The organism is Rhodopila sp. (assembly GCF_965277825.1).
Lineage (GTDB): Bacteria > Pseudomonadota > Alphaproteobacteria > Acetobacterales > Acetobacteraceae > Rhodopila.
Genome location: NZ_OZ255846.1, coordinates 1764818 through 1780143 on the forward strand (window position 1 = coordinate 1764818; position 15326 = coordinate 1780143).

General features: G+C 65.0%; 17 protein-coding genes. 9 read left to right on the top strand and 8 right to left on the bottom strand.

Annotation, left to right across the window (positions count from 1 at the left end):
• Position 1: 1 nt before the first annotated feature.
• Positions 2-1183 carry an MFS transporter gene (locus ACQY4T_RS08905; RefSeq protein ID WP_428540371.1) on the top strand — a complete coding sequence of 394 codons (1182 nt, stop codon included), beginning with the start codon at positions 2-4 and terminating at the stop codon, positions 1181-1183.
• Positions 1184-1279: 96 nt separating this feature from the next.
• Entirely contained in the window at positions 1280-1741 is a 462-nt protein-coding gene (locus ACQY4T_RS08910) for a DUF29 domain-containing protein (RefSeq protein WP_428540374.1), read from the top strand.
• A gap of 393 nt (positions 1742-2134) precedes the next feature.
• On the opposite strand, the gene ACQY4T_RS08915 is transcribed toward ACQY4T_RS08910, so the two are convergent.
• The 5 genes from ACQY4T_RS08915 to ACQY4T_RS08935 all read right to left on the bottom strand — a co-directional run bounded on the left by ACQY4T_RS08915 (position 2135) and on the right by ACQY4T_RS08935 (position 6282).
• Positions 2135-3298, bottom strand: coding sequence for a serine hydrolase domain-containing protein (locus ACQY4T_RS08915; protein ID WP_428540377.1), 1164 nt, complete (start codon positions 3296-3298; stop codon positions 2135-2137).
• A 155-nt stretch (positions 3299-3453) separates the two neighbouring features.
• Positions 3454-4935: a tetratricopeptide repeat protein gene (locus tag ACQY4T_RS08920; RefSeq protein ID WP_428540380.1), complete on the bottom strand. Its 1482-nt coding sequence runs from the start codon at positions 4933-4935 to the stop codon at positions 3454-3456.
• Between the two features lie 21 nt (positions 4936-4956).
• A complete protein-coding gene (locus ACQY4T_RS08925) occupies positions 4957-5907 on the bottom strand; it encodes a TIGR03619 family F420-dependent LLM class oxidoreductase (RefSeq protein WP_428540383.1) in 951 nt (316 codons plus the stop codon).
• Between the two features lie 58 nt (positions 5908-5965).
• Positions 5966-6124: a BrnA antitoxin family protein gene (locus ACQY4T_RS08930; RefSeq protein ID WP_428540386.1), complete on the bottom strand. Its 159-nt coding sequence runs from the start codon at positions 6122-6124 to the stop codon at positions 5966-5968.
• A complete protein-coding gene (locus tag ACQY4T_RS08935; RefSeq protein WP_428540389.1) occupies positions 6124-6282 on the bottom strand; it encodes a hypothetical protein in 159 nt (52 codons plus the stop codon). Before ACQY4T_RS08935 ends, ACQY4T_RS08930 begins: the two co-directional genes overlap by 1 nt.
• Before the next feature lie 378 nt (positions 6283-6660).
• On the opposite strand from ACQY4T_RS08935, the gene ACQY4T_RS08940 reads away from it, so the two are divergent.
• From ACQY4T_RS08940 to ACQY4T_RS08955, 4 genes are read left to right on the top strand one after another with little or no spacing between them, the layout of a single operon-like run.
• The gene (locus ACQY4T_RS08940; RefSeq protein WP_428540392.1) at positions 6661-7548 is read left to right on the top strand and encodes an ABC transporter substrate-binding protein; all 888 of its coding nucleotides are present in this window, start codon (positions 6661-6663) and stop codon (positions 7546-7548) included.
• A 13-nt stretch (positions 7549-7561) separates the two neighbouring features.
• A complete protein-coding gene (locus ACQY4T_RS08945; protein WP_428540395.1) occupies positions 7562-8524 on the top strand; it encodes a hydroxymethylglutaryl-CoA lyase in 963 nt (320 codons plus the stop codon).
• On the top strand, positions 8521-9294 hold the full coding sequence (locus ACQY4T_RS08950; protein ID WP_428540398.1) for an enoyl-CoA hydratase/isomerase family protein: 774 nt from the start codon (positions 8521-8523) through the stop codon (positions 9292-9294). The genes ACQY4T_RS08945 and ACQY4T_RS08950 overlap by 4 nt, the downstream gene beginning before the upstream one ends.
• A gap of 57 nt (positions 9295-9351) precedes the next feature.
• On the top strand, positions 9352-9912 hold the full coding sequence (locus tag ACQY4T_RS08955; RefSeq protein ID WP_428540401.1) for a metallophosphoesterase family protein: 561 nt from the start codon (positions 9352-9354) through the stop codon (positions 9910-9912).
• Here the strand turns inward: ACQY4T_RS08955 and ACQY4T_RS08960 are convergent.
• Complete coding sequence (locus ACQY4T_RS08960) at positions 9861-10097, bottom strand: hypothetical protein (RefSeq protein WP_428540404.1); 237 nt, start codon at positions 10095-10097, stop codon at positions 9861-9863. The two genes, ACQY4T_RS08955 and ACQY4T_RS08960, sit on opposite strands and share 52 nt — an antisense overlap.
• Before the next feature lie 206 nt (positions 10098-10303).
• Here ACQY4T_RS08960 and ACQY4T_RS08965 point away from each other — a divergent pair, with 206 nt between their 5' ends.
• On the top strand, positions 10304-11458 hold the full coding sequence (locus tag ACQY4T_RS08965; RefSeq protein ID WP_428540407.1) for an ISNCY family transposase: 1155 nt from the start codon (positions 10304-10306) through the stop codon (positions 11456-11458).
• Between the two features lie 171 nt (positions 11459-11629).
• Here ACQY4T_RS08965 and ACQY4T_RS08970 read toward each other — a convergent pair whose 3' ends face one another.
• Positions 11630-13150, bottom strand: a complete 1521-nt coding sequence (locus ACQY4T_RS08970; protein ID WP_428540410.1) for a YifB family Mg chelatase-like AAA ATPase — start codon at positions 13148-13150, stop codon at positions 11630-11632.
• Between the two features lie 67 nt (positions 13151-13217).
• On the opposite strand from ACQY4T_RS08970, the gene ACQY4T_RS08975 reads away from it, so the two are divergent.
• Both ACQY4T_RS08975 and ACQY4T_RS08980 read left to right on the top strand, forming a co-directional pair.
• The gene (locus ACQY4T_RS08975; protein WP_428540413.1) at positions 13218-13622 is read left to right on the top strand and encodes a DUF2237 family protein; all 405 of its coding nucleotides are present in this window, start codon (positions 13218-13220) and stop codon (positions 13620-13622) included.
• Between the two features lie 163 nt (positions 13623-13785).
• Entirely contained in the window at positions 13786-14718 is a 933-nt protein-coding gene (locus ACQY4T_RS08980; RefSeq protein WP_428540416.1) for an alpha/beta fold hydrolase, read from the top strand.
• Between the two features lie 103 nt (positions 14719-14821).
• On the opposite strand, the gene bfr is transcribed toward ACQY4T_RS08980, so the two are convergent.
• On the bottom strand, positions 14822-15313 hold the full coding sequence (gene bfr / locus ACQY4T_RS08985; RefSeq protein ID WP_428540419.1) for a bacterioferritin: 492 nt from the start codon (positions 15311-15313) through the stop codon (positions 14822-14824).
• Between the last annotated feature and the right edge of the window lie 13 nt (positions 15314-15326).

Here is a 15326-nt window from a genome sequence, read left to right on the forward strand (position 1 = left end):
AATGAACAAGAATGTCTGGCTGCTGTTCACCTGTCAGGCGCTGACAAATGCGGTGATGTCGGGACAGACGGTGATGGCTTCGCTGATCGGCTACAAACTGTCGGGCACCGCGCTGAACACCCTGCCGATGGCGATCCAGATGGTCGCGGTGATGGCCGCTTCCTTGCTCGCCGGCTACGCCTTCCCCCGGTTCGGCCGGCGCGGCGGCTTCTGGCTGGGCTGCGCGATCATGATGTGCGGCAGCCTGACCTTCGCGCTTGGCATCTACAGCGGCAATTTCGTCATCTACTGCCTGGGTGCGATCCCGGCTGGCTTGGGCTTCGGCATCGCCCAGCATCTGCGCTTCGCCGCCGCCGAGGTGGCCGATCCGCACGCCAAGGCCCGCGCCGTCTCCCTGGTGCTGGCCGGCGGCGTGGTTGCGGCCATCATCGGGCCCGAGATGGTGAAGCGCACAAATGCGCTGATCCCCGACTACGTATTCCTGGCCACCTATCTGTACTTGCCGCTGCTGCCGGTGATCACCGCGATCCTGCTGAGCTTCGTGCAGGTGCCCCCGGCGCAGAAGCGAACCGGCGTCCCGGTGCCGCTTCGCACCATCTTCGCTCGGCCCGACTTCATCACCGCGGTGGTCAGTTCGCTGGTCGGTTACGGAACGATGAACCTGGTCATGGCCTCCACCCCGCTGCAGATGCTGATGTGCGGCTTCGGCGTGGCCGCCAGCGCCGACGTGATCCGAGCCCACTCGATCGCGATGTACGCGCCTGGCTTTTTCACCGGCCGGCTGATCCAGAAATTCGGCGTGCACCAGATCATCATGGCCGGCGGCCTGCTGGTGCTGGGCTGCGTCGCGGTCAACGTCTACCGGCCGCCGCTGTTCAACACTTTCATGCTGGCTTTGGCGCTGCTGGGCGTCGGGTGGAATTTCATGTTCGTCGGCGGCACCACCATTCTCACCACGGCCTATGCGCCCGAGGAACGGGTGCGGGTGCAGGCAACCCACGACTTCATCGTATTCGGCAGCGTCGCGGGCACCGCGCTGACCTCGGGTGCGGTGCAGGTGACCGAGGGCTGGACAGTGCTGAACCTAACCGTCGTGCCCCCGGTGCTGATCGCCTTCGCCGTGGTCGGCTGGCACTGGGTGGTGCGATCCCGTCCGGCAGTGCTGCGTCCCTCGACGTTCTGATCAGGCCAGACACCGCGGCCCCGGCCACACACCGTGGCCAGTTGTTCCGTGTTCGGTTTGCGCCTAATTTTACCGCTCGAATACCCAAGGCGAAACATGAACCCTTACGATGCTGACATCGTGGTCTGGTCAGAGCGCCAAGGCGAGTTGCTGCGCCGCCGGGCGGCCGGCGACCTGGTCAATGAGACGGAACTGGATTGGGTCAATATTGCCGAGGAGATCGAATCGTCGGGTCGCACCGAGCGCTCCGCCCTGCGGAGCCATATCGCCACCGTGCTCGAGCACCTGATCAAGCTGCAAGCGTCAGCCGCCACCGACCCGCGCAATGGCTGCAAGGAAACGATCAATCGCGCTCGGGACGATATCGACCGCGCCCTGATCGACAGCCCCAGCATGCGGCGCCTCGTCGCGGGCATCATAGCCGCGGAGACCCCGCGCTCTGCCCGGCAGGTCACACGTTCGCTTGCGCTGCATGGCGAACAATCCGTCGTGGACGTTGCCAGCCTGACGTTCACCGAGGATCAGGTGCTGGCGGATTGGTTCCCGGCATCCGCCTAGCCGACCCGCGATCCGACGCGGGTCACCGGGTCAGGCCAGGAACTGCGTCAGCGCGACGTAGGCGCCGAGCAGGCCTACGATGGTGGCGACAACCTCGAGATAGATCCGCATCTGAAGCCTCCGTCTGACATGCCGGCGATGCTATCGTCGGTCGGCCTGCCGGTTCTGTGACCTACGCCACAGCACAGAGGTACCCCTGCCTGATGTCGGAATCTGGGGCAGCCAGCGGTATGATTGAGGCGGAACGCCACACCAAGGCCGTGTTTCCCCCAGCCCGTCGTCGGCTAGAACGCTTTTAAGGTGACCGTAAACGGTCACCGCGTTCTGGATCTTTGCTTGAGCGAGCGACTTTATCAGCCTGAATTTCCAGTCAGGCTGATGTTGCGCTAGCAGTCAGCCGCCAAGTGCGGCGTACACCGCGGTCTCGAAACCCTCGAACCCCCGCACCGCTTTCGCATCGTAGAACGGCAGCACCTGGGTCGCGTAAACCCCCGCCACCCCGCGTTTCGGATCGATCCAATAATAGCAGTTGGCCAGCCCCGCCCAGGCCAGGCTGCCGGCCGACCGCCCGGTCGGCAATGGCTCCGGGTTGATCAGGAAACTCAGGCCCCACTGCATGCCGGCAACGAAATCGACGTCGTTGGTCGCCGCCGGGACCGCGGTCTTCATCGGATTGCACACAATCCGGTCCATCGCGTTCACCGACATCGCCGCCACGGTCTCGGGCCGCAGGATCCGGGCACCACTCAAGCGGCCGCCGTGCAGGATCATTTGCGCAAATTTCAGGTAGTCCCCCGCGGTCGAATACAATCCTCCGCCGCCCATGTGGAATTCCGGCTCCTGCGGGATTTCAATATCCGTCGACACCAGCCCCTCCGCGGTCCTGGCGTGGATCTTCGCCAGCCGCCGGCGCTGTGCCTCGCTTATCTTGAAGCCGGTGTCGGTCATGCCCAGCGGAGTGAAGATGTGGTCTCGCATGTATTGCGACAGGGTTTGCCCCGATACCGCCTCGACCGCCTTGCCGGCGAAGTCGATGCCGATGCCGTATTCCCATTTCTCGCCCGGATCGGCCGTCAGCGGCAGCGCCAATGCCGCGTTCCGGCAGGTGGTAATGCCGGGGGTTCCGGTCGCCTGCATGTAGCGCACGATCCCGGCGTTCCACATGTCATAGGCGTGGCCCGAGGTATGCGTCAGCAGATGGCGCAGCGTAATCGCCCGCTTCGGCGCCCGCAGCCGAGGCGCGCCCTGCGCGTCAAATCCGTCCAGCACCTGAACCCGGCCGAGTTCCGGCAGCACGCCCGCGATATCGTCGTCAAGCGACAGCCGGTCCTGCTCGACCAACTGCATCGCACAAGCCGCGGTGATCGCCTTCGTCATCGAGGCAATCCATACAACCGTATCGGTGGTCATCGGCTCGCCGGTCGCCAGGTCGCGAGTGCCGAACGCAGCCTCGAACATCATCCCATCGGCGTTGGCCGCCGCCGCGACCACCCCCGGCACGTCACCAGCGTCGGCTGCCTGGCGCAGCGGGGCAGCGATCCTGCTGGTATCGACCATGGTTACCTCCGATTTTTGCTAGCCGCGCGCGACAGACAGACGGCGGCCCGAGGACGCTCTTGCTTCTAATAGCGTAGACCGGTCTGCCACCGAACGCCAAGCAACCGACCCCAGCGCCGGCGCAACCCAACGGGCGCACGAGACTTGGTGAACCGTCAGCCCACCCCCGACGCCCAATCCCGCAGCGCGTCCCTGACCCGCTGAATGACACAATCCCAATCGCCCGGTACGGTCTGACGGAACTGCCGCATGCTGGGATACCAGGGGCTATCATCGCGGTGCATCAGCCAGCGCCAGCAGGAATCGAACCGGTTCAGCATCCACACCGGCTTGCCCAACGCTCCAGCCAGATGAACAACGGCGGTATCCACCGCGATCACCAGATCGAGGCCCGCGATCAAATCGGCGGTGTCGCTCCAATCGTTCAGCCGACCCGAAACGTCTTGCAGGTGCAGCCCCTCGGGCAGCCAATGCATCTGCGCCGCCGGGGGTCCAAGCTGCAACGATACGAAGCTGCAGCCCTCGACCTCCAGCAGCGGCACCATGTCGGTCAGGCGCATCGACCGGCGTTGGTCGACCGCCACCGCTTGAGGCTGTGCGGTCCGCGATTTGCCGGCCCAAACCAGGCCGACCTTCAGCCCCGGACAGCCAGCCAGGAATTCGCCCCAATCGCTTGGATCGGCGTCCAGGTAGGATCGCGGCGCGGGAACCGTCTGCAGCGTGGTGCCGAACGCGGCCGGCAGACTCAGCAGCGGGCTGTGATAGTCGAACGCCGGAAGCAGCAGATCATCCTCGCATCGCACTTCGGCCACCCCGTCCAGCGCCGTCATCAGCCGGCGCAGCGGCTTCGGCACCACCAGCACGACGCGGCCACCCGCCGCCGCGACCATCGGAGCGTAGCGGCAGAACTGCAGCGTATCGCCGAACCCTTGCTCCGCATACAGCAGGACCGTCTCGCCATTCAGCGCCTGGCCAGTCCAGCGCGGTTGGTGCAGCACTGGCGCCGGCCCGCCCATCGCCGCGCCCTCCCAGCGGGCTTCGTATTCCCGCCAGCCCTCTTCCATCCGGCCCATCAGCAGCAACGCCAGCGCCAGATTGGCCCGCGCCTCCGGGTTTCCGGGACACACCGCCAGCGCTTCGCGGCAGCACCGTTCCGCCTCCTCGGGGCGCATCCGCTGCAGCAGCGCCAGCGCCAGGTTGCTGTTGCCCCGCGCCAGGTCCACACCCAGCCCCAACGCGCGACGGAACAACGCCTCCGCCTGCTCCAGATCGTTCAGGATATGCCGGGTCGAGCCCAGGTTCAGCATGGCATTGGGATGCTTCGCGCGCAGCCGCAGCGAAGCCCGGAAGCAATTCTCCGCCTCCGCGACATGCCCCATGGCGTAATGCGCCATGCCCAGGTTGTTGTGCGCATCGGCACAATCGGGATCGAGCCGCAGCGCCTGGCGCTGGCACGACAGCGCTTCCTCCGGCCGCCCCTGCGTCAGCGCCGCAAGCCCCAGATTGACCCAAGCCTCCTTGAACGCCGGATCGAGCGCCACGGCTCGGTGGTAGAACGGCTCCGCTTCCCGCACCCGGTTATGCAGGTGCAGATGGAATCCGTGATTGTGTTCGGCTTGTGCGGCAGCGTTGATCATACCACCGCAAGTTGTGGGGACTTAAATCCTAGACAAGACCTCGTGATGGAATTTTTTCATGTCGGCGGCGGATTTCGTCGCATCCCGGCCTTCAAAGTCGAAATCCAGAGCGGTGACGCCGATTGCGTGCACCGCGGCAATGTCCTCGATCGTATCGGCCACCGAACTGGTGAACAGCTTGCGGCATCCATCGGTCGCCGCCGGAGCCGGCTGGCCATGCCGCTTGACGCGATAGACGACGCCCATGGCGGCGGGATCGCGCCCGGCCGCGCGGGTGAGCTCGCGGATGCGTCCGATGCCGGCGGTCAGCCGCGGCATCGTGTCCAGCAGATGGGCGTTGTTGCTGCCGATCGGATACCAGGCTTCGCCAATCCGCGCCGCACGGCGCATCGACGGGCCGCTCTCACCACCCACCCAAATCGGTGGATGCGGCTTCTGCACCGGCTTGGGGTCGGTCAGCAACCCATCGATATGGACATATTTGCCGTGAAACACCGGGCGGTCCTGGGTCCAGATGACGCGCATCGCGTCCAGATATTCGTCCGTCACCGCGCCACGTTCGGCAAACGGAGTCGTCGATACCGCATCCAGCTCCGGCTTCAGCCATCCGGCCCCGACACCCACCACCAGGCGGCCGCCGGACAGCACGTCGATCGTCGCCAGCATCTTCGAGGTAACCACCGCCGGCCGGTGCGGCACCACCATCACCGCCAGCACGATGCGGATCTTACTGGTCTTGGCCGCCACCCAGGCGGCAGTGGTCAGTTGCTCGACCCGGTGGCCGGGATCGGGTGTGTAGAACTCTCCAGTCGGGGAATACGGATAGCCCGGCGTGCTGGTGTCGGGCAGCGCGATGTGATCGGTCAGTGTCAGGTAGTCGAAGCCCAGCGATTCACCAAGTTGGGCGATATTGGCGATGACCTCGGCCGATGCCATCGGGCCGCTGACCGGCAGGTTGAAGCCGATTTGCATGATGGTTTCCTTTCTGTCGATTGCATTCGCCGTTGGTGTCGGCGCATCGCTTGCGAGTTCAGAACACACCCTTGGCCAGCGCCTCGCGCAGCACCTTTTCGACCCGGGCGTTGTAGCCTTTGCCGGATGCCCGTATCCCGTTGACCACGTCGGCCGCTAGCCGCAAGCCGATATGCACCTTCGGCGACGCAATCCGTGGCCGTCCCCCCTGGCGCATCAGGGATTCGTTCTGGTTGGGAAAGACCTCTTGAACGGCCGCCCTCGCGCGAAGTCCTCTTCCGCCAGCTCGGGATTTTCGTGGTCGTCGATCGACAGGTCCGATTGGTCACGATGATTGGTCGGCTTGGCCTGTTCGATCGGCTTGGCGTTTGCCATTGCGCCTGTTCTTCATCGAGTTAGCCTTGCGCAGGGAGATCACCCGCAGCGTTTAGCCGCGCATGGTGAATGCCATCACGTGCAACACACCATCGATCAGCCCCAGGCGCGGAAACGATCTTCGCCATACGCCACCCCTAAATCAGGCGAAACCGTGTCGTTGTCCGGTTCCATGAGTGCCGCGGCAGCCAGCGAAATCCGATGTTTGCGGTGGTTGATCGAGTCTTTGGCAGGGTCGAACTCGATTTCCCCTCCCTGGCAGTAGCAACAAAGCTTGGTATGGTCCAGGTTTCTGTGGCAACAACTGGCCCTCACCGCCGCGATCCGCGCCCCTGGGCGCCAGTTGCGCCATCACGCCGGATCGGCAGGATGCACCCGATGACCTACCCGATCGCCCTGCGCGCCGCCATCGCGGACTATCCCCATGTCCGGGCGATCAAACATGGGTCGGTGGCATCCGAACGCGTCCGCTTCGACTTCGAGGACGTCCCCCACATCACCCGCGCCTTCCGCCGCATGGTCCGAACGCTCGATTTCGACCTGTGCGAGATCGCCCTGACCACCGTGGCGCAGGCCCACGCCTTCGGCAAACCGATCAGGGCGCTGCCGATCGTCGTGATGCGCGGCTTTCATCACGCCGCCCTGGTCTGCCCGGCGGAGTCGACGATCCGCCGGCCGGCCGATCTGCCCGGCAAGCGGATCGGCGTGCGGGCGTGGTCGCAGACCACCGGCGTCTGGGTGCGCGGCATCCTGCTCGACGATTACGGCGTCGATCACCGCGATATCACCTGGCTGACCGAGGAAGACGCCCACGTCCAGGAATACAACGACCCGCCCAACGTGCACCGCATCGCCCCCGGCGCCGACCTGACGGCGATGCTGCAAGCCGGAGAAATCGATGCCGCGATTGCCCTGCCCGGCCTGGATCCGGCGGCGGTGAGGCCAGTGATCGCGGACCCAATGGCGGCGGCATCGATCTGGTTCCGCCGGACCGGGGCCTATCCGGTCAACCATCTGCTGTGCCTGCGCGCCGATCTGATCCGCGCGCATCCCTGGCTGCCGGACGAACTGATGCGGCTATTCACCGCCGCAAAGGCCGCAGCCACCGAACCCAGCGCCGAGGCTCGGTTCCATACAATCGTCCGGCCAGACGTTCTGCCATACGGGATCGCGGAAAACCGGACAGCTATCGACCTGTGCATCCGTTACGCTGAACAACAAAAACTGCTGCCGCGAAGCTACCGGATCGCGGAGCTTTTCGCATGACTGGAACACAATCATGACCGACCTGCCGAAACGCATCCAGATCCACGAAGAAGGCCCGCGCGAGGGTTTCCAGATCGAGCCCGGACCGATTGCGACAGCCGATAAGGTCCGCTTCTGCGAGGCCTTGGCCGGAACCGGCCTGCGCGACGTACAGTGCGTTTCCTTCGTCGATCCGCGCCGCGTCCCCGGCATGGCCGACGCGGTCGACGTCGCGCAGTCGATCCGTCGCCGTCCCGACGTGGCCTTTAGCGCCATCGCGCTGAACTTGCGTGGCTACGAACGCGCCATCCAGACCCCGCTGCACATCGCCGGCGACCTGCAAATGAGCGCCTCGAACACGTTTTCGATCCGTAACACCAACAAGGACAACGCCGAAACTCTGGTTGAGCAGCGCCGCCAGTTGGAATTCTTCCGCGACCGCCGGATCCCGGTCGAATCAGCCATCGTGATGACCGCGTTCGGCTGCAACTTCGAAGGCACCATCGCACCTGAAACCGTGCGCGACTGTGTCGCCTCGTTGCTCGCGCTAGCCGAGGATTTCGGCATCACCCTCGACCGCGTGCGCCTCGCTGATACCGTCGGTTGGGCCTCGCCGGCATCGATCGAACGCGTCGTCGGCATGGTCCGCGACCGCTTTCCGTCACTGCGCCTGGCGCTGCATCTGCACGACACCCGCGGCACCGGCCTGGCCAACGCGCTGACCGGCCTGCGCATGGGCATCGACAGCTTCGACAGTTCCTGTGCCGGCTTCGGCGGCTGCCCGTTCGCCGGCCACAAGGGCGCCGCCGGCAACATCTGCACCGAGGACCTGGTGTTCATGTGCGAGGAAATGGGCATCGAAACCGGCATCGACCTCGACGCCCTGATCGAGTGCGCCCGCCTCGCCGAAGACATCGTCGGCCATCCGCTGCCCGGCAAGATCATGCACGGCGGCAGCCTGACCAAATACCGCAACCACCAGGGACCAGGCGCATGAATGATGTGCTGATCGAAAGGCGCGGCAGCGTGCAGTGGATCACCATCGATCGCGAGGCCCGCCGCAACGCAATGAACGACGCCGTCACCGACGCCATCGCCGCCGGCCTCGGCCAGGCGTCGGCCGATCCGGAGGTGCGCGCGGTGGTGCTGACCGGCGCCGGCGACAAGGCGTTCTGCGCCGGAGCCGACCTGTCCGCCGGGTCGGGTTCGTTCAAGTATGATTACTCGAAAGTCGGGCAGTCGTTCGTCAGACTAATGAAGCAGGCCCGCGACCTCACCCTGCCGCTGATCGCCAGGGTCAACGGTCACGCCATGGCCGGAGGCCTGGGCCTGATCGGCATGTGCGACATGGCGATCGGCGTCGAGACCGCCCGCTTCGGCCTGCCGGAGGTCAAGATCGGCATCTTTCCGATGCAGATCATGGCGGTTCTGCAACGCCTGATCCCGCCTCGCAAACTATACGAAATGGCGTTGACGGGGGAACCGATCAGCGCCGCCGAGGCGCTGCATATCGGCCTGCTGAACTACGTCGTTGCAACCGCCGAACTCGATGCCAAACTGGACTGGCTGCTGTCCCGGCTGCTCGACAAAAGCCCCACCGCGATCCGTCGCGGCAAATCCGCGATGCGCGTGACCGAGCAGTTGAATTTCGACCAATCCGCCGCATTCATGGAATCGCAGATCGGCACTCTGGCACTGACCGAGGACGCCGCCGAGGGACGCGCCGCATTCATCGAAAAACGCATCCCGATTTGGCCGGGACGATGATGACTGCAACCTGACAGCTTATGAGCCGATGTTCGGCGGTCAGAGGCGCCCGCGCTGATGGCGGTCTGGTTCACCGCCGATACCCACTTCGGCCACGCCGGCGCTTTGTCGCTTTATCGTCGGCCGTTCGCATCGGTTGCCGAAATGAACGCGCAGATGATCGCGCGCTGGAACCAAACCGTTCAGCCGGCTGATGACGTTTGGCACCTGGGCGATTTCGCACTGCGCACCGGTGTCGAGGCCGCGGCCGTTCTGCTGCGCCAGTTGCACGGCCAAAAGCACCTGGTCACCGGCAACAACGACCCACCCGAGATCATCGCCCTGCCGGACTGGGCCAGCGTCCAGGCTTGTGCCGAGCTCACCATCGGTGGCCAAAGGCTGGTGCTATGCCATTACGCCTTCCGCACTTGGAACGGCATGGCAAAAGGCGCTTTGAATCTGCACGGCCATAGCCACGGAAAGCTGAAATCGCTACCTCGACAAACCGACGTCGGTGTCGACTGCTGGGATTTCCGCCCGATCACGGTGCATCAAATGCGCGGTGCGCCGCCTAGCGCTATCGCACCCTACTCGCAGGGACAGCCGTCGGTCGGGCCGGTCGCCCGGCGCACCAGATGATGGTCGATCCATTCGGCGACCAGGCGCCTAGCTTCGTTGATCGACGCTTCGGGATGGTGGATCCGATACAACGCGGTGCAGGCCTGGAACGCTGACATGTCATCGGACCCGATCTCACGCAGTTCGCTGTAGGCGGTCACCACGGCACGTTCACACCGCCGCGCGATGAGGCTTTCCTGCGCCATAACTGGGATGTGCTCCTTAATTGCGAACCATTCGCATTCGTAGGTCAGCATAGTGATAACCGAATCGAACGGCAAGGGCAGGCGTCCGCTCACTGTTGGGAGCGCGTGATCTGTCCGTGTTTGTTAGCGCGTGAAATGTCCGGAATGTTCGCCGCCTGTTCGAGAGGTAGGACATGCGGCGACAACGGGCTTTGTGGGGTGTTTTCGTGAGCCGGTTCGAGGCCGCGCTGGAGCGCTTTTGCCATCGGCGTCTGAGCGCCGATCAGGCCGGGGACCTGCTTGGTGTATCGGGTCGGCAGTTCCGCCGTATGTGCGTCCGGTTTGACGACGAAGGCGTCGAGGGACTGCGCGACCGGGGCCTAGGGACGGCGTCGCCGCGGCGTGCTGACACCACGGAGATCGGTCGGATGTGCGCGCTGTATCGTGACCGATATCGGGATTTCTCGGTCAAGCACTTCCACGAGACAGCGCGCCGCGAGCACAACTACAAGCTCTGTTACACGGTCACCCGGCTGGCGCTGCAATCGGCTGGACTGGTGCAAAAGGCGACGCTGCGGGGCAAGCACCGCAAGAAGCGCGAGCGGCGGCCGCTGCCTGGCATGCTGCTGTTCCAGGACGGCTCGACGCATTGCTGGCTACCCGGCACCGCCGCCCAGCAGGACCTGATCGTCACCCTCGATGATGCCACCGGGCACATCACCTCGATCTTCCTGACCGAGCAAGAAGGCACCATGTCGAGCCTGCGGGGACTGGCTGAAACGATCCAGCGGCACGGGCTTTTCGGGGCGTTCTACACCGATCGCGGCTCGCATTATTTCCTGACGCCGGAGGCCAGTGGCAAAGTCGACAAACAGAACCTCACCCAGGTCGGCCGCGCCCTGGCACAGCTCGGCATCCGCCACATCCCGTCCTATTCGCCCGAAGCGCGCGGTCGCATGGAGCGGGCTTTCGGCACGCTGCAAGGTCGTCTTCCTCAGCAACTGCGGATCCGCGGGCTGGCCAGCGCCGAGGTTGCGAACGTGTATCTACGAGAGGTCTTCATGCCCGACTTCAATGCCCGCTTCGGCGTCGCGGCATCCGAGGCAGGATCCGCCTTTGTCGCCTATGTCGGCGCTCCGTTGGCGGATACGCTGTGCCTGCAAGAGGATCGCCGTGTCGGGCGGGACAACTGCGTGTCATGGCGCGGCAAAACGCTGCAGATCCCCGAGCAGACACACCGCCACCACTACGTCCGGGCGACGATCCGGGTGCATGAATACCCTGATGGCGGTCTGGCGATCTTCGATGGGCCGCGCTGCTTGGGCCGCTATGACCGCGACGCCGTAGCCATCCAACCAACCGTTCCGAGGGCCGCCGCATGACCATGCCATTCAACACTCCGGCGCATCAAAAACCACCGAGATGGACATTTGATTTGTTTTATCAGGCGGACATCTTCACTCGTCACGGACAGGGCAGGCGTCCGCTCACCCATCAATGGGCGGGACCGCCCCGCCATCAGCTTCGCAACGTCTCAGCCTGGTCAACGGTTGCTACCGCCCCGGCCCGCGATGACGAAACGCCAGCGCCTCGGCGATATGGGCCCGCGCAACCATCTCGGCGCCCGCCAGATCGGCGATGGTGCGCCCCACACGCATCGCCCGGGTATAACCGCGAGGCGACAGACGCAGCCGCTCCATCGCCTGTTCCAGCAGGGTCTGCGCCTCCGGCAACAACCGGATCAGCTTGCCGTCCGCCTCGGCATTGCACACCGCCCCACCCGCCCCGTAGCGCGCGGCCTGCACCTGGCGCGCCATCGCAACCCGCAGCGCGATCGCGGCACTCGCCTCGCCCGGCGTCCCACGCGCCAGATCCGCCGCCGTCGCCGGCTGCACGTCCACCGCAAGATCGATGCGGTCCAGCACCGGACCGCTGACCCGGTTCTGGTAATCCTCGCCACAGCGTGGCACACGACCGCACTCTCGGCCGGCATCGCTCAGATAGCCGCAGCGGCACGGGTTCATCGCGGCAACCAATTGAAACCGCGCCGGATAGGTGATGTGGGCCGCAGCGCGCGACACCGTGGTGCGTCCCGACTCCATCGGCTGGCGCAGCGACTCCAGCGCCTGGCGGGGGAATTCCGGCAATTCGTCCAGGAACAGCACCCCGCGATGTGCCAGGCTGACCTCGCCAGGCCGAGCGCGCAGCCCGCCACCGGTCAACGCCGCTTGCGAGGCGGAATGGTGCGGCTCACGAAATGGCGGCCGCATCACTAGTCGCCCGCCCGCGAGTAGCCCGGCGACGCTATGGATCATGCTGACTTCCAGCGCCAGCCGCGGCTCCAGATCCGGCAGCAATCCCGGCAGCCGCGCCGCGAGCATCGACTTGCCCGCCCCCGGAGGCCCCACCAGCAGCAGGTTGTGGCCGCCGGCGGCCGCGATCTCCACCGCCCGCTTCGCGGTCTCCATCCCGCGTACGTCGCTCATGTCGGGCGACGCCGTGACCTCGGCGACGCCGGCGGTGTCGGGTGGGGTCAGCACCTGAGTGCCACGAAAATGATTGATCAGGCTCAGCAGGTCAGGGGGCGCCAGTACCTCGATCCGCCCCGCCCAGGCGGCCTCGCCGCCCTGGCTCGCCGGACAGATCAGCCCCAGATCACGCGCCGAGGCGGCGATCGCCGCCGGCAGGATGCCCGCCACCGGATTCAGCGAGCCATCCAGCGACAGCTCGCCGAGCGCGGCATAGCCGGCGATCTCGTCACGCGGCAGCACGTCCATCGCCGCCAGCAGCCCAAGCGCCAGCGGCAGGTCGAAGTGGCTGCCTTCCTTCAGCAGATCGGCCGGTTTCAGGTTGATCAGCACCCGCTTCAGCGGCAGCGACAGCCCGATCGCGGCGAACGCGGCCCGCACTCGCTCGCGCGCCTCGCCAACCGCCTTGTCAGGCAGCCCGACTAGCACCAGGCCGGGCGAGCCCGGCGCAATCTGCACCTGCACCTCGACCGGCACCGCCTCGATGCCGCTGAATGCAAACGTATTGGCGATCGCCATGGTGGAGGATTGAATGCGCGCGGCCATGGCGGCATTGTCGCCACCATTGGTAAACAAACTCGTAAGCACACCCCGTAAGCACCAAGGAATCAGCATGCCGTTCGATGAAACCGGGCGCCGCCCGGGCCGCCGCCCTTCACGCAATGTGCTGGGCGGCCCGGTCGGAGTTTGCTCCAACGATCCGATGACCGGCTTCTTCCGCAACGGATGCTGCGAGACCAGCCCCGAGGACCTCGGCAGCCACACCGTCTGCGCGGTAATGACGGCGACTTTCCTGGCGTTCAGCAAAGCGCAAGGCAACGACCTTTCGACACCGCGTCCGGAGTTCGGATTCGCCGGACTGAAGCCGGGCGATCGCTGGTGCCTGTGCGCGCCACGCTGGCAGGAAGCTTTCGAGGCCGGAGCCGCACCCCAAGTGGTGTTGCACTCCACCGAGGAAGGTGCGCTACGCCATTGCCGGCTGGCTGATCTGACACGGTTTGCCGTCGATCTGGCCTAGCGCAATACCAGCCCAACGGGATAAGCCAGGGTGGTGAAGTTGCTCGCTCAAACAAGAACTCGGGCGGGCGTGTCATCGCTGTCTGGGTCCAAGAGCGCGGCACGGAAAGTAAAGTGGACACCGAAGCCGGTTTCGGCGGACCGGTGAGTGACCGAGTGACGCAATGAGATTGCTCCCCGCACTTCCTCTGCTCGCCGCCATAGGACTTATGGGCGGGATTATGTTGCTATACACCCCGGATAAACCCCGCAGCGTGCTGGAGGCAGAATATGCCCAGCCTCCATCCGAATTTCTGCCTGTCGCGGGGTTTCGCATGCACGTACGCGACACCGGGCCGAGAACCGCGCCGGTGGTGATTTTGCTGCACGGCCTCGGCTCCAGCCTGCATACCTGGGAACCTTGGGCGCAGGCGCTGTCGCTCCACATGCGGGTGATCCGGTTCGATTTGCCGGGCTTCGGACTGACCGGCCCAGATCCGACGGGCGACTACTCGGACGCCCGCGCCATGACCGTGCTAGCCGCGTTGATGGACTCGTTGTCGATTCCCCACGCTTCGTTGATTGGCAACTCGCTGGGTGGCAAGCTCGCCTGGCAATTCGCCGCCGCATACCCGCAACGTGTCGACAAGCTGGTGCTGATCTCCCCCGACGGCTTCGCCAGCCCCGGCTTCGAGTATGGGCGTCAGGCAGAGGTTCCGACGCTCGCCAGACTGCTGCCCTACACGATGCCAACCTGGATGCTGCGGATGAATCTGGCCCCGGCCTACGGCGATCAGTCGCGGCTCACCGACGACGTCGTCGCGCGTTACCGCGATATGATGCTTGCTCCCGGCGTCCGGCGCGCGCTGTTGGCGCGGACGGCGCAAGTGCGACTGGAACCTCCCGAACCTCTATTAAAACAAATCAAGGCGCCCACCCTGTTGCTCTGGGGCGAGCGTGATGCGCTGATCCCAATCAGCAACGCACAGGACTATCTGAAAGCAATTCCCAACTGCCGCCTGATCTCCTTTCCCGAACTCGGACACGTCCCACAGGAGGAGGCGCCGGCAAGGTCACTGGTGCCAGTGGCGCAGTTCTTGTCGGGGGAAGGGTCTTGATCTCCTCGTGTCCCGACGCGACGAGATCGAGGTCGGCGGGCGGCATCCATGGGTCGAACCCATGGGCTCAGCCCCCCACGCCGCCGACCGGCGAACCCGCCGTTCAGCCGTCCTGTTCGGATGCCGCCCCGGAATTCAGCAGCACGTAGCGCTCGATACCGATCTGCTTGATCAGGTCGAACTGGCGTTCGAGGAAATCGACATGGTGCTCCTCGCTGTCGAGAATCCGCAACAGCAAGTCGCGCGAAACGAAGTCGCGCACGCTCTCGCAGTAGGCGATGCCGTCGCGCAGATCGCCCAGCGCCTTTTCCTCCAACGCCAGATCGGCTTTAAGGATTTGCCCGACATCCTCCCCCACCCGGATCGGATTGAGCCGCTGCACATTCGGCAGTCCATCCAGGAACAGGATGCGCTTGATCAGCTCGTCGGCGTGTTTCATCTCATCGATGGATTCGGCGTATTCATGGGCACCAAGCTTGGTCACGCCCCAATGCTGCAGGGTGCGCGCGTGCAGGAAATATTGATTGACCGCGGTCAGTTCGTTGGTGAGTTGAGTGTTCAGAAATTCAATCACCTTTGGGTCACGCAGCATCACTATCCCCGCCGTC

What these genes read in the sequence shown, in the direction of transcription:
- ACQY4T_RS08975 (WP_428540413.1), top strand. Translation starts at nt 13,218, where the DNA reads ATGCCGTTCGATGAAACCGGGCGCCGCCCGGGCCGCCGCCCTTCACGC.
- ACQY4T_RS08930 (WP_428540386.1), bottom strand. Translation starts at nt 6,124, where the DNA reads ATGCGCCAGGGGGGACGGCCACGGATTGCGTCGCCGAAGGTGCATATC.
- ACQY4T_RS08910 (WP_428540374.1), top strand. Translation starts at nt 1,280, where the DNA reads ATGAACCCTTACGATGCTGACATCGTGGTCTGGTCAGAGCGCCAAGGC.
- ACQY4T_RS08935 (WP_428540389.1), bottom strand. Translation starts at nt 6,282, where the DNA reads ATGGCAAACGCCAAGCCGATCGAACAGGCCAAGCCGACCAATCATCGT.
- ACQY4T_RS08945 (WP_428540395.1), top strand. Translation starts at nt 7,562, where the DNA reads ATGACCGACCTGCCGAAACGCATCCAGATCCACGAAGAAGGCCCGCGC.
- ACQY4T_RS08905 (WP_428540371.1), top strand. Translation starts at nt 2, where the DNA reads ATGAACAAGAATGTCTGGCTGCTGTTCACCTGTCAGGCGCTGACAAAT.
- ACQY4T_RS08950 (WP_428540398.1), top strand. Translation starts at nt 8,521, where the DNA reads ATGAATGATGTGCTGATCGAAAGGCGCGGCAGCGTGCAGTGGATCACC.
- ACQY4T_RS08970 (WP_428540410.1), bottom strand. Translation starts at nt 13,150, where the DNA reads ATGGCCGCGCGCATTCAATCCTCCACCATGGCGATCGCCAATACGTTT.
- ACQY4T_RS08925 (WP_428540383.1), bottom strand. Translation starts at nt 5,907, where the DNA reads ATGCAAATCGGCTTCAACCTGCCGGTCAGCGGCCCGATGGCATCGGCC.
- ACQY4T_RS08940 (WP_428540392.1), top strand. Translation starts at nt 6,661, where the DNA reads ATGACCTACCCGATCGCCCTGCGCGCCGCCATCGCGGACTATCCCCAT.
- ACQY4T_RS08960 (WP_428540404.1), bottom strand. Translation starts at nt 10,097, where the DNA reads ATGGCGCAGGAAAGCCTCATCGCGCGGCGGTGTGAACGTGCCGTGGTG.
- ACQY4T_RS08920 (WP_428540380.1), bottom strand. Translation starts at nt 4,935, where the DNA reads ATGATCAACGCTGCCGCACAAGCCGAACACAATCACGGATTCCATCTG.
- ACQY4T_RS08955 (WP_428540401.1), top strand. Translation starts at nt 9,352, where the DNA reads ATGGCGGTCTGGTTCACCGCCGATACCCACTTCGGCCACGCCGGCGCT.
- ACQY4T_RS08980 (WP_428540416.1), top strand. Translation starts at nt 13,786, where the DNA reads ATGAGATTGCTCCCCGCACTTCCTCTGCTCGCCGCCATAGGACTTATG.
- ACQY4T_RS08915 (WP_428540377.1), bottom strand. Translation starts at nt 3,298, where the DNA reads ATGGTCGATACCAGCAGGATCGCTGCCCCGCTGCGCCAGGCAGCCGAC.